Source organism: Streptomyces sp. DSM 40868, from assembly GCF_011820545.1.
GTDB classification, from domain to species: Bacteria; Actinomycetota; Actinomycetes; order Streptomycetales; family Streptomycetaceae; genus Streptomyces; species Streptomyces eurythermus.
This window is the reverse complement of the sequence record NZ_CP050504.1, coordinates 6,320,289-6,333,195: the sequence shown is the minus strand read 5'-3', so window position 1 is coordinate 6,333,195 and position 12,907 is coordinate 6,320,289. Positions and strand designations below refer to the sequence as shown.

Here is a 12,907-nt window from a genome sequence, read left to right as displayed (position 1 = left end):
AGTGGTGACCTGGCGGGGATCAGTAGCTGGACAGGGCCGAAGTCGAGCCGCCGACGCTGACGTCGATGCTCTGGACCTGCGCGCGGACCTCGTCCTCCGTGCCGTCCTTGATCTTCCGGGTGGTGCTCATGGCCTCGATGAACTTGGCGAGGATGTTGCCGATACGGACCATGCGCTCGTTGATCTCGGTCTGCTTCGCGTTGAACGCGCCCGCGCCGATACCCTTCCAGTTGCCTTCCAGGCTGTCGATGAGGGCCTGCAGCTCCTTCAGCTGACCCTTGATGCCCTCGAAACGGTGCAGAAGCTCCTTTTCGAGGACAATGATGTCCTTGTCACTTACCTTCTGGCGCTGCGTCGCCATTTCCATGCCTTTCTGTGTGAACTGACCTTGCCGAGCGCTGAGTCACTTGACGGACGTCAGCACCGACGGCAAGCGGGTCTCTGCTCCCTCGGCGAATGAGCAGGTATGCGGGAGACCGCTCAGGCGTTACGGCGTGCGCGCAGCACGGCGAAACCAGCGCCTCCGATGACGAGTACGGCGGCTACGGCGCCGATGATCACCCAGGTCTGCGTTCCGCTACCGGAATCGGTGTCCTCCGCGGCGGCAGCGGCGGTGGGACCGTTGGCGGAACCAGCCTCCTTGCTCGGCTTACCGGACGGACTCTTGACCGAGGGGCTCGGGGACGCCGACAACGTGCCGTTCTCAGCGGCAAGCGGGTCGACATCGGGCGGTCCGGGATCGATGTTCTTGTTGATCAACACCCGGCGAGGACGGACACCGCCGTAGCCGAGGTACTTGCTGGGCGTGTCCTTCGGCCAGTCACGGGCGGCCGTGTCGACGAGGGACCGCAGGACCTGGTTGGCCGTCCAGTCCGGGTGAGCCGACCAGATCAGCGCGGCGGAAGCGGAGGCGATGGCGGAGGCGGGGCTGGTGCCCCGGGTGTCGCAGTACTCGGTGAACGTACCGTCGCACCAGGAAGGGACGTGCAGGCCCGGGGCCGAGAGATCCACGTAGTTTCCGTACGTGGAGAACTTGGCGACGGTGCCGGTTTTGTCGAGAGCGGAGACACCGATTACACCCGGGTAGTTGGCCGGATAGGAAGGCATGTTTCCCTTGTCGCCGTCGTTACCGATGGCGGCGAAAAGCAATTTCCCCTTTGAAACCGCGTACTTAATAGCGGTGTCCGTGCCATCGTGGACGTCCCCGCCCCCGAAAGACATGTTGATGATTTTCGCATCGCTGTCAGCGGCCGCTCGAATCGCTTTTGGCACGCTGGGTGTCCTGGCGATTTCCTCGCCTACCAGTCCTCCACCGTCAATGCGGAAGGGAATGATTTTGGCGCCCGGAGCGAGACCCTTGATACCGCCGCCGGCTCCCGTGCCCGCGATGATTTCAGCCATGGAAGTACCGTGTCCGTCCCTGTCATGGGTGACGTGGTAGGAAACGGACTTGGGTACTTCGTCCACGAGTACCTGCCCCTTGAGGGAGGGAGTCGCCGGATTGACCCCACTGTCGATCACAGCGACTTTCACCCCCTTGCCCGTGCTGATCTTCCAGATGTCGTCAGCACCCATGAAGTCCAGGTACCACTCCTTGGACTGGATATCGACGGCGGCAGCCTCCGGAGCAAGCGTCGCGGACATCACGACGAGCGCTCCAAGTGCCGAACACACGGCGGACAGTCGCCGTACGTTGGGCCTTGTCAGGATGGCCCTCCTCGGGCCGCTTCGGCTGGTCCCTGGCTTCATGCCTGTGTACGTCCTCGCTCGCTGTTCAGTCGCTCTGCCGAGGCGCATCGCGCCGCTGCTGCGACGAGCGGTGCTGGTCCGCCGAGGTGGATCCGCCGACGCGGCCGTTCTCACCGGCCGGAGCCTGTCGACCGCCCACCGCCCCGCGGCCCAGCCCGGTGGCGCCGGGCTCGGCGCCCTTGGGCTGAGAAGCGGTGGTGTTGCGCGCCGCGCCGATGACACCCTCGGGATTGCTCGCCGACCGCAGCACCGCTTGACCCGCACCGGGTTCCGGCTTGGCCGCGGGGCCGCCCACGACTCCACGCTGGCCGAAAGCGCCCTTCGCCGGTGTGGTGGAGGCCGGTTCCTCGGCGCCGACGACCATACCGCGCGGGACACGGGGATTGGCCGTGGATCCGGACGTACGGCCCGTGACGGGTTTGCCGCCCACGACGCCGTTGCGCGCCGGGCCCGTGGGGCCGGTCGCTCCCTGACGCCCCCCAGGGACGCCGGTCGTCCTCGGCGTACCGCCGGTGACGGGGCGGCCTACCGGGGTGCGCCCGGACTGAACGGGCCCCCGTGCACCCGGCTGGCCCGCGGGGGTCGTGCGTCCCATCGCACGAGCGGCCTGGCCCATCGGTCCCTGCGGCACCCGGTTGCCCGGTACGGAACGTCCTGCCTGACCCACCGGTCCCTGCGGGACACGGCCGGTGGAGACGGTACGCCCCGGCTGGCCCGCCGGCCCCTGCGGCACTCGGCCGGTTCCGGTACCCACAGGGCCGGTACGTCCCTGCGCGGTCATCGGGGGCCGACCGCCCGGCCCGTAGCCGGGGGTACGACCGGTCGGCGCGACCGGAGGCGCCATCGGCCCGGTGGGCAGTGGCGGCATCGGACCGCCGCCGCTGGTCGTCGGCAGAGTGGGCGTCGGCGAGGTGGGTGACGGAGCGGTGGGTACCTGCGGGGGCAGGGTGGTCGTGGTGTTGATCTCCGTGCCGACATCGTGGCCGGAGGGCGCGCCGGGCTCGTGGACTTCCTTGAGCGGCGGAACGCTCACGTGGCCGTGGGCGGTTGTCCCGTTCGACGTGGCCGTATCAGCGTAACCTTCACCGCCATCGCCCCGGATTGCACTCCTCGGTGTCGACGCGGACGACGCCGGGCCAGAGCCGTACCCTTCCCTACCTTCGTCAGTAAAAGGCCTGGGCACTCCAAGGCTCGGAATGGGCTGGATCGGCTCCGGTTCCTTCTCCTTGCTGAGGTCTATCGCCGCGACCTTGTAGTACGAGGCCAGCCGGTTCATCTGGTTGATGGCCTCTTGCCGGTTCTTCTCGACCTTCAGCGCGGCCGCGTAGTCCGGGTTGCTGTCGACCTGCTTGGCCTTGGGCAGCTCGGTGGGCAGCTTCTGCTCGGACGCCGGACGGGTGTCCCTGGGCGGCATGGAGCTGCGGGCGGAGGCGAGCCCCGTGGCCGCTACGGAGAGGTGGGTGCCGGCCGCTTCGGCGTATCCCGCGAGGCTGTTGGTGTAGTGGATGAGCTGCTGGGTGTACTTGTGGAAGGCCTCGGCACCCTCGCCCTCCCAGTCGACCCTGAGGTGCTGCTCCAGGTCCGACGCGGCCTTGCGGATGTCCTTGCCGGCGTCGAACAGGGACTTGCTGGTCAGTTCGAGGTGCTCCGGATTGGCATGCTCAACCAGGTCGATCATGTCGTTGAGCTTGTGACCCTCGAAGTTCGTCGATCCGACGAGGTTGACCCGGACACCGCCGAAGAACGGCATGTTCGCCAGCATGTTCTGCGCGGTCGTGATGGGCCTGACCTGCTGGCCGACCTCCTTGTCGACCTGCTGCGCAGCGGACTTGTACTCCGGTTGCTTCTTCCAGTCGTCGCTCACGTGAGGTCCGTCTTCCCCGTCGACTTGCCTTCCGCCCTCTGCTTGCCGGCGGCCTTCTGCACCTCGTCCTGGTACTGCGCGTCGAGTTCCGTACGGATCTTCCAGAATCGACGGTGGACCTCGGCCTCGGTCCCGTCATAGGTGGCATCCGCCGCGTGCGAGGCCAGCTTCAGGGCCTCGATGTGCATTCCCAGGGTCTTCGAAAGGTGAGTGAGGCGTGAGTGCACGGTCTCGTAGGCCGTGTGCAGATCGGTCGCCTCGTCGAACGGGGCATTCGTGCCTCCGAACGACGACCGGCTGAGCGTCTGCTGCGCGATCTGGGACGGACCTCCTTGCCCGCCCTCGAAGTCCTTCAGCGCGCCGTCGAGCTTGTTCTTGAACTCCTGCAGCGCATCGATGCCGCGCCTCATGCCAGAGCCGCCACCGTCGCCCACCGCGACCCCTTCCCCGTTTCCCCGTTGGTAGAGCTGGACGGACCGGGCCGGCACCCGGCCGCACCACCGGTCCGTCGCCGACCACTGTAGTCACTGCGGAAATGGCGGCCAACTGAACTATGCGACGGTTCAGTTGCGAAGCTGTCCCGAAGTGACCGACTCATGAACCGTCAGATACCGACAAGGCGGTCAATAACGACAGAAGGGTTTCGTTTTCTACGCAGAAGCTTCACATGCCTACGGCGGCCGGAGCTGGCCGAATGGCCTGGACCGGGACATCGCAATCCCAGCACCGCGCCCCTGAGCAGCACCCTCCGCCGAATTTTCACGTCCGACAGATCACACATGGCGGACATGGCGCAAATTTTCCATGGTGTTGGTTGCTAGGTTGTGCCGGCACCGGACTAACCGCGGGGGAAGGGGCCCTTCCATGGCATGGGACGAATGGGAGCAGCTCAAGGCACAGGCTGCCCAGGGGCAGTCGGCACAGATGCAGCTCAACCATGTCGACGGGGGCGGTGGTACGTACGGCCCCTATGTCATCCCCAGCAAGACCGGTGACCTCAAGGTGGGTCACAAGGATCTGGAGAAGATCGGCAGCGCCGCCCACCACCTGTACGACCAGTTGTGGGACAAGGCTCGTGTGGCGACCCCGAGCAGCGACTCCGCGGCCGGCGACCTCACCAAGCAGGGCTTCGCCCTCGGTGCCGGCCTCCAGCACGTGTCGAACCGCTGGGAAGAGCAGTTGAAGTCCCTGATGGACGCCTGCGCCCAGATCTCCAACCACATGCAGACCACCAAGGCTGTGCACGCGAACGACGAACACTACATCCAGCGCCAGATGAGCAGCATCGACGCCCTGGACGACGGGTTCGACGAGCGGGTGGGGGCGCCGGGCGAGAAGAATTCCGTCTACGGCGAGAAGAGCAAGGGCGAGAAGAAGGAGTAGCGGACCCGGGAGGCGACCGCGCGGCCTCCCTCCGCACCGGCCGGCCGGCACCACTACCGGCACCGCTACTTCAGAGGATGACGACACCGCATGGACTTCAACGCTCTCTACCACGCCAACTTCAAGCTCCTCGACGACGCCGTCAGTGACTGGTCGACGCTCGTGAAGCACCTCGCGGACCTGAAGAAGGACGCCGAGGACGATCTGCACAAGGCCGCCATCAAAGCCGACTGGGCCGGAGTGAACGCCCAGGTCTCCCGGGAGTTCGTGGGCAAGACGGCCGGTGAGTTCGGCGACGCCCACACGCAGGCCACCACCATCCACAAGATCCTTCTCGACACCCGGGACGAGCTGAAGACGTTCCACCAGCAGCTGACGGACGCCGTCTCGCGTGGTCAGAAGAAGAACCTGACCGTTGTCGACGCGGGCGGCGGCAAGTTCACGGTCATGGGCAACACACGGCCCGACTGGGGCTCGGACCCGAGCGGCAACAAGAGCGCGACCAATCAGAAGGACGTCGACGACCTCCGCGACGAGATCCAGGGCATCCTCAGCAAGGCCACGGAGAGCGACAATTCGGCCAAGACGGTGTTGATGGCCATCGCCGATCAGAGCTCGATGGGCTTCTCCGACGTCAGCTACAAGGACCGGGACACGGCTGCGCAGGCCATCAAGGAGGCCGACGAGCTGGCGAAGCTCGCGAAGAAGGACCCGTCCAAGCTGTCGGTCGAGGACTTCGACAAGATCAACGACGGCTTGAAGAAGTACGCGAACGATCCGCTGTTCGCCGAGCGCTTCGCCACCGACCTCGGGCCGCAGAAGACCCTGGAGTTCTGGACCGGGATCAGCGATCCGCACAGCGGCAACTACGAGCTGGGGCGCAAGCGCCTCGACCAGTTCGACGACCTTCAGCGGAACCTGGGCCTGACCCTCGCCCACGCGACGCAGAGCGATTCCGCTGCCATGACCGAGTGGAAGCGCCAGATGATCGACATCGGCGACAAGCCGCTGCACGGCGAGCGGGGCGGCGGCCCCATGGGCTTCCAGGTCATGAGCAACCTCATGCGAACCGGTGACTACGACGACCAGTTCCTGAAGGACTACGGCACCAAGCTGATGGCCACGGAACGGAAGCTCACCGGCAACGGTGACCACGAGAACCTGATGTGGCGGCTCTCCGGTGCAAGTTCGTGGCTGAACCGGATCGGCGACGACAGCGGCAACGACCCGCTCACCGGCTACCTCAAGGGTCTGTCCAACAGCCCGGACGCGGCCACCGACTTCTTCAACCAGCAGTACGTCTCCAAGGACGACCCGGACAACCCCTTCGAACGGGACACGGACGGCAACGGCAAGAAGGGCAAGGTGTCCTTGTCCAACTTCCAGTACCTGTTCGAGGAGCGCGACTGGCCCCCGGAGACGGACTCCCACGGGGACGACCTCTTCACCGGCCGGAACAACCTCGCCCTGGCCCTGGAAGCCGCCACTACGGGGCATCCGGCGGGTGAGATGCCCACCGACGACACGCCTCCTCACTCGGCCGATCAGGCGAAACTGATGCGGGCGATCGTCAATTCCGTCTCGGACGACCCCAGCCGTGTGAAGGATCACTCGTACATGTCGGACAGCCTCGGCCAGATCGGTGCCGAGTACCTGCCCGACATCCATCGCGCCATGGCCGACGGTCCTACGGTCAAGGACGGCAAGTCCGGCTGGGACCTGCTGTATCCGCTCGCCGGTACGGACGCCAAGCTGGACCACAGTGCCGTGACCCGGTTCCTGGTCACGGTCAGCCAGAATCCCGAGGGCTACGCCGCGCTCAGCGTCGGTGAGAAGGCGTACACGGCAAGCCTGATGGACCTCCACCTGAACCCGGACCTGCCCGCAGACCAGCGCTATCCCCATGATGCGCAGGACACCATCACGAGTATTTCCCGTAAAGCCGGCGAGTTCAGCGGTCTGCTCGCCCAGGGGCGGCAGGAGGCCGTTCTCGGTCCCGCCGGCGAGAAGGACAGCGACTACGACTACGCCGTCAGCCAGAAAAAGAATCTCATCTCGGGGCTCGTCGGCACGGGGGTCGGCGTGGGAACGAGCTTCATCGCCAGCCCCGCGGTCGGCGCGGGCGTGGGTGGCGCGGCGGGTACCGTGACGTCCACGGTCCTGGAGGCCTTCTACAAGGACGACTCCGGCCAGTACCGTGCCGAGGCCGGCGAGGACATCGCCACTCGGTGGGAAACCATCAAGGACTCGACCACCAACATCAACTACAAAGCGGCTCACGAAGCGGCCAAGGCTCACCACGCCGACTACACGGACCAGATCGATACGTGGGTCAGCGAAGGGACGGCCACCGGCTTCAACGACGCCAATACCGACATTCACGCGATGGCCAAGGACATGGATACCGAGATCCCGGACTGAGCCGGGGCCGGCTGAACGTGCTCTCACTCACTGCGTTGGAAGGCGATATGCACAACATCTCCGGGCGCGGGGTCCGCTCCGTGGTCGCTCTTCTGGGGGCAGGGCTGCTGGTCGGGTTGACAACCTCCTGCTCGTCTTCGTCGCCCACGCGTGAGTACGCCGTACCGAGCGATGTCTGCGGCACCCATGTGGCCCGTTCTCTGTTGGAGCCGCTGCTGCCCCCCGGAGAGAAGGTCAGCGCCCAGCCGACATCGTCGGTCGGCGTCGAGCGCTGCCGGATGCTGGTGGACGGAAAGGTTGTCCTGTCCACCAGCATCGAGAAGCACGATGCGAACACCAGCGTCGGTGATGTCGCTTCGTCCGCCTACGGCGTGGAACCGACCGACACCCGGGCAGACGGGGGCCGAACCATCTACTCGAAGACCGGAGCCGTCAGTCTCGTCGAGTGTCCCGGCTCCGCCTCGGCGAACAGCACTCTCTGGGCCACTGTGCGGACCTCGCACGACGTGAAGGCGTCGTCGATGCGCGATTTCATCAAGGGGTACGCAACGGCTCTCGGCAAGAGTGACGCTTGCCGTGCACTGTCCACCCACGGCCATGCGTAATCGATCGCTGCTTTCGCTCGCCGGTGGGGTCGTAGGTGTGGCGGGTCTTGGTTTCGGGCTGGCCTACGCATGCGGCGCTCCCCCGTTCGACGAGGAGAGGGGCGAGATAGGGGCCTCGGCCGTCTGCAAGACCTTGGGTTCCTCGTCCGGGTCGGCCGACGTCTTGCGGAGGATCCTGCCCGACAAGTCCTCGTACTCCTTCGACGACCAGATCATGCATCGCCGCATCGATGACACGGACCGCACGCACGACGCGTTCTGCTTCGTCAACGGTGACGGGAAGATGCTGCTCGTGGCGACGGTCGAGATGGTGGGCTACGACACGGCCGAGGAGTGGGTGGAGGACGTGGTCGCCAATGCCTCGGCGCCCTCGGATGTGACATCGTTCCAGGCCGGTGACAAGGCGGTCGCTTCGGAGAAGCTCGCCGCCATTTACGTCCCGTGCCGTGGCGAAGGCCCCGGGAGCATCTGAGCGTCGCCGTGGAGCTCAGGCAGCGGGGCCGGGTCACAGCCGCGGAGGTGCGTGAGGGCCTGATCACGCTCGCCGGGAACGCCGCGCGGTTCGCGCATCAGCAGGCGAAGTGTGATGCGCCGTCCAAGGTGACAGGGTAAATGTGCTCAGGCCGGCCGGGGCGGCGGCCCCGTGTACCAAGTCTGTAGGGGGTCTTGTGCGCGTGCGTGACGCGGCCATGGTGGTCGCAGGCTGTCTTGTACTGCTGAGCGGTTGCGGGGGCGGGAACTCGGGAGGGGCTTCCCCTCTCGACGCCGGTCAGGCGGAAGCGGTGTTGCCGGACGCTGCGGCCTTGCCGGGATGGAAGGCCTCCCTGGAGCCGGTCGCCTATACGCTGAAGAAGGCCAAGGAGATGGGTGTCGGTGAGTGCCATGACGCGGCCGGGCAGGACTCCTGTGCGCAGGTCCGATTCTTCGGTGTCGCCGCCTTTCACCAGGAGAACGAGCCGGACATCTCTTTCATCGTCCAGACCTATCGCGACGAGGACACGGCGCGGGCCGCGTACGGGACCGTCTGGAAAGCGTGGAAGCGGTGGGTGCCGGAGGCCCGAACCGTGTCGGCCGGGAACATCGGTGACCAGCGGGATGCCGTGGCCGGGCTCAGCTCCTCGATCGTCAAGGGGTCGAAGGGCCTGATGATCCAGACGCGGGTGGGCAGCGTCATCATGATGTCCATGGCCGAGGCCGGACCGCACACCGGCATGGCCGACTCCTACATGAACCGGTTCGCCGACGTCTTCGCGCAGCGGGCCGGGCAGGCGGAGGCAGGCGAGAGGCCGTCGGCGGGAATGACGGCATCCGCGCGCTAGGGGGAACTCGCGGTCAGGGACATCGCCCCGGTAACGACCGGCACGACTTCACCGGCGGAAGTCACCGAAGGCCACGTGAAGAGGGTCCGTTCCCACCGGTGCCCTCGCACGCGACTCCCGTCCGTGCCCTCACTCTTTCGGGTGGCATGTGGAAGCCGTCTTCGTCAGCACTCGCCCTTTTCCAGGGATGTGGTGAGGCGGTAGCCCTGGTAGGTCAGGGTTCCCTCGCCGCCTGTGATGCCCGGTGGGGTGTAGTCGTCCTTCTTGGAGCGGATGCGGGTGAGGTGGGTGCAGAAGGCGGTGTCCGTGCCGTCGGCGGTGACGGTGAAGGATGCCTTCGCGGGCGTGTTGGTGTCGGCCGGGTCCACCGCCACCCCGTAGCCGGGGGCGTCGCCGCCGCCGTACTCGAGGACCTTGTCCTCGATCAGGGACGCGTAGTCGGGGAACGCGAGCGGGGTGCCCGCGTCGTCGGCCTGGAAGGTGTAGCCGTTCAGGTCGTCGGTCGTCTGCCGGACCGCGCTGGTCAGTTCGCCGTCGCTCCAGGAGGCGTCGTCGGAGACGCCGAAGCCCTGGACGGCCGTGTAGACGCCGATGCCCGCCAGGGTCAGGAAGAGGACTCGGGCGGCGACGAAGGCGGAGTCGGGCAGGTCGGGTGCCGACGGGTTGATGTTCGCGCGCCAGGAGCGCACCCGGTCCGACTTCACGCAGGCCATGGCCACCAGCACGGCGGACAGGACGAGGCTCAGCACGTTCAGTTCGTCCAGTGTGCCCATCAGGTGCCTTCCCGGAGGGCGCGGCGCCTGCGGCGGGCGTCGCGTACCGCCACCGCTCCGCCGCTCAGGCCCGCCACCAGGACCGCCACGGCCACGGCGACGTAGGTCGCGATGCGGGCCGTGCGTTCGCGTGGGGTCTCGCCGAGGGTGAGTTTGGCGGGGGTGGGTGCCTCCGCGTGGGTGAGGCCCGCGTCGGGGTGCGGGGTCTCTATCGGGTGGTCGTCCTCGGTGAGGGCGCGGACCGGGTCCACCACGCCCCAGCCGACCAGGGGATCGTGGCCGGCGATGGAGCGTTCGGCGGTCTGCTCGATCTGGGCCACGATCTGCCGGGGCGTCCAGTTCTGGTGCTTGGCCTTGATCAGCGCGGCCACACCGGCCACGTAGGGCGCGGAGAAACTCGTACCGTTGTCCGGGCAGTGGCCGCCCTTGGGGACGGTGGAGATCATGTCGACGCCCGGGGCCGCCACGCCGACGAAGTCGCCGGACTGGGAGAAGGCCGCGCGTTCGTTGTTGCGGTCCGAGGCCGCCACCGCGAGGACTCCCGGGTACGACGCCGGGTACGTCTTCTTCCGGTTGCCGCCCAGGCCGTCGTTGCCCGCCGAGGCGACCACGACGATGCCGGCCGCCAGGGCCTCGTTCACCGAGCGCTGGAGGTCGGGGTCCGGGGAGGCCGCGTTGGCGGTGTCCTGGGAGATGTTGATGACGTCGGCCTTGACCCGGATCGCGTGCCGGATCGCCTGGGCGAGGGTGGCGGCCGTGCCGTTGCCGTCCGCGTCGTTCTGCTTGATCGGGATGATGGTGGCCTCGGGGGCGAGGCCGACGAAGCCGGTGCCCTTCACGGGGCGGGCCGCGATGATGCCCGCCACCCGTGTGCCGTGCCCGACGGTGTCGGTCGTGCCCTTGTTGTTGCCGCGGTCGAGGGGCTGGCCCTTCTTGTCCTTGGTGGGCAGGAAGTTGGCGCCCGAGGACGCGTCGACGGCGTGCGCGAGCTGGGGGTTGGCCGTGTCCACGCCGGTGTCGATGACGGCGACCCTGACGTTCTTGCCCTTGGACTGGTTCCACAGCTCGTCCAGGTTGACGCGTTGCAGGGACCAGGGCGTGCCGGCGTACTTGTGGTTGGTCTTGTCGAACGTGCACTGGTCGGAGGCGGAGTCCGCCGTGGCCGCGGGTGCCGTCAGGAGGGTGGCGGTCACCGCTGCGCTCGCCACCAGGAGAGTCGTACGGGTACGGGACGTGGACGTCATCGGCGTACCCCTCAGGAGCCCTGCGGCTGGCGGGCGGCCGCGGTCGACAGGCGGGGGCCGGTCGGCAGGAACTTGGACCAGGGCGCGGGGATGGGCGCGGGGTTCACGTCGGCGTAGCCGAGGCGGGTCTGCGCGAGCTTGGCCTCCTGCTGGAGCTGCTTGCGCTGCTTGTCGCTGACGCCGATGCCCTTGTCCACGCCGGCGCTGTCGTCGTTGGACTGCAGCGCGTAGCGCAGGCCGGTGTCGGTGACCAGGAAGACCGGGCCGGCCTTGGTCTCCCGGCCCTGGAACTGGCGGTAGAGCTGGCCGGAGCCGGCGGTGACGTAGGCGCTGGAGGAGCCGGTGGGCAGCACCGCGGGGAAGTCGGTGCCGGCCCAGGTGCTCAGGGTGGTGGCGCCGGTGTCGGGGTCGACGTGGTTGAGGATGGTGCAGACGGTGTTGCGGCTGCCGTCGGCCGTGGCCGGGTTGTTGACGGCGCTGGGCTTCTCGGTGGGCCAGGTGTGCTCGGCGGCGAACGGCTCGCCCCGGGTGATGGCGCCCGCGCTGACCTCCTGGGCGTGCCCGGCCTGGCCGAGCCTCACCAGGTCCGTGCTGGCCAGCAGGAGCTGGGCGACGAAGTCGGAGACGGGCGCGACCCGGCCGGGCAGGACGACGAAGTACTGCTCCTGGCCGTTGACGGGCGCCCGCAGCACCATGCCGACGCGGTTGGCCTGGGCGTCCAGCTGGCCGGGGGCGTTCGCGGCGGCGCCGGGCACCCCGGTGACCGACGGGAAGCTGATCGGGTCGCCCGGGTGCAGGGTGTCGATCCACTCCTTGGTCACCCGCTGCGGGGTGCGGTCGGCGCCCACGATGGTCTGGAGCAGCAGGCTGTCGCCGGCGTCCACGGGGTAGGCCCGGCCGTGCGCGTCGATCACGTACTGCTTCTGGTCCGGCGTGGCGACGTAGAGGAGTTCGCCGCCGCGCAGCTTCTGCCGGCCGCCGCGGAGCTTGTCCCGGTCCCGTTCGGCGAGGACGAACGCGGCCTTCTGGACGGAGCCGCCGCTGCCGCTCGGGCGCTCGCACACGGCCCACTCCTTGGCCGCGCCGGCCTCCTTGCCGGAGGGCAGCCGGTCGGGGGCGTAGGGGATGCCGATGGTGACGCCGTGCGGGATCTTGCCGTTGTCGAGGACCGACTCGTCGACGGTGACCACGTCGACGTCGCTCTGGGTGTCGAGGACGAGCTTGGCCGACGCCATGTTCAGGACCGGGTGGAGCTGGACCTTGTCCTTGGTCTTCAGGACGACGTACCGGGTGGTGGACTTGCTGGCGATGATCACCTTCTGTCCGGGGGTGTCCCAGCCCTGCGGGGCCGTCGGCTTGAACATCCCCCAGGCACCGAAGGCCGCGAGCACGACCACGCCGACGATCGCGCCGGGCAGGATGGCGCGCAGCGGCCGGGGCGCTCCCTCGTCGGAGGCATCCGGTGACGACTGCACGAACGACGCGAGCATGCGGCGCTTCGCGAAGGTGTAGGCGTTGAGTTGGTCCCGCCGAGATGCCATCTGTGCCT

The 12,907-nt window shown here is 67.6% G+C and carries 12 protein-coding genes; 5 read left to right on the top strand and 7 right to left on the bottom strand.

Features of this window, described 5'->3' with window-relative positions:
* Positions 1-19: 19 nt before the first annotated feature.
* From HB370_RS28900 to HB370_RS28885, 4 genes are all read right to left on the bottom strand, one after another.
* Positions 20-361 (bottom strand): WXG100 family type VII secretion target, encoded by a 342-nt coding sequence (locus HB370_RS28900; RefSeq protein WP_030784826.1) that lies wholly within the window; start codon positions 359-361, stop codon positions 20-22.
* A 119-nt stretch (positions 362-480) separates the two neighbouring features.
* On the bottom strand, positions 481-1,644 hold the full coding sequence (locus HB370_RS28895) for a S8 family serine peptidase (protein WP_030784827.1): 1,164 nt from the start codon (positions 1,642-1,644) through the stop codon (positions 481-483).
* A 130-nt stretch (positions 1,645-1,774) separates the two neighbouring features.
* A complete protein-coding gene (locus HB370_RS28890) occupies positions 1,775-3,613 on the bottom strand; it encodes a hypothetical protein (RefSeq protein ID WP_030784828.1) in 1,839 nt (612 codons plus the stop codon).
* Entirely contained in the window at positions 3,610-4,047 is a 438-nt protein-coding gene (locus HB370_RS28885) for a hypothetical protein (protein ID WP_051754322.1), read from the bottom strand. Before HB370_RS28885 ends, HB370_RS28890 begins: the two co-directional genes overlap by 4 nt.
* Positions 4,048-4,477: 430 nt before the next feature.
* Here HB370_RS28885 and HB370_RS28880 point away from each other — a divergent pair, with 430 nt between their 5' ends.
* The 5 genes from HB370_RS28880 (at position 4,478) to HB370_RS28860 (ending at position 9,341) form a co-directional block, all read left to right on the top strand.
* Positions 4,478-4,996, top strand: coding sequence for a hypothetical protein (locus HB370_RS28880; protein WP_030784829.1), 519 nt, complete (start codon positions 4,478-4,480; stop codon positions 4,994-4,996).
* A gap of 90 nt (positions 4,997-5,086) precedes the next feature.
* The gene (locus HB370_RS28875) at positions 5,087-7,417 is read left to right on the top strand and encodes a hypothetical protein (protein WP_030784831.1); all 2,331 of its coding nucleotides are present in this window, start codon (positions 5,087-5,089) and stop codon (positions 7,415-7,417) included.
* A gap of 47 nt (positions 7,418-7,464) precedes the next feature.
* Entirely contained in the window at positions 7,465-8,022 is a 558-nt protein-coding gene (locus HB370_RS28870; RefSeq protein WP_051815777.1) for a hypothetical protein, read from the top strand.
* Positions 8,015-8,494, top strand: coding sequence for a hypothetical protein (locus HB370_RS28865; RefSeq protein WP_244405665.1), 480 nt, complete (start codon positions 8,015-8,017; stop codon positions 8,492-8,494). The genes HB370_RS28870 and HB370_RS28865 overlap by 8 nt, the downstream gene beginning before the upstream one ends.
* A gap of 196 nt (positions 8,495-8,690) precedes the next feature.
* Entirely contained in the window at positions 8,691-9,341 is a 651-nt protein-coding gene (locus tag HB370_RS28860) for a hypothetical protein (protein ID WP_167345743.1), read from the top strand.
* 164 nt (positions 9,342-9,505) lie between these two features.
* Here HB370_RS28860 and HB370_RS28855 read toward each other — a convergent pair whose 3' ends face one another.
* The 3 genes from HB370_RS28855 to eccB are packed head-to-tail and all read right to left on the bottom strand — an operon-like array spanning position 9,506 to position 12,899.
* Positions 9,506-10,114, bottom strand: a complete 609-nt coding sequence (locus HB370_RS28855) for a hypothetical protein (protein WP_051815779.1) — start codon at positions 10,112-10,114, stop codon at positions 9,506-9,508.
* Positions 10,114-11,358, bottom strand: a complete 1,245-nt coding sequence (gene mycP / locus HB370_RS28850; RefSeq protein WP_030784839.1) for a type VII secretion-associated serine protease mycosin — start codon at positions 11,356-11,358, stop codon at positions 10,114-10,116. Before mycP ends, HB370_RS28855 begins: the two co-directional genes overlap by 1 nt.
* An 11-nt stretch (positions 11,359-11,369) precedes the next feature.
* On the bottom strand, positions 11,370-12,899 hold the full coding sequence (gene eccB / locus HB370_RS28845; RefSeq protein WP_030784841.1) for a type VII secretion protein EccB: 1,530 nt from the start codon (positions 12,897-12,899) through the stop codon (positions 11,370-11,372).
* Positions 12,900-12,907: the final 8 nt, after the last annotated feature.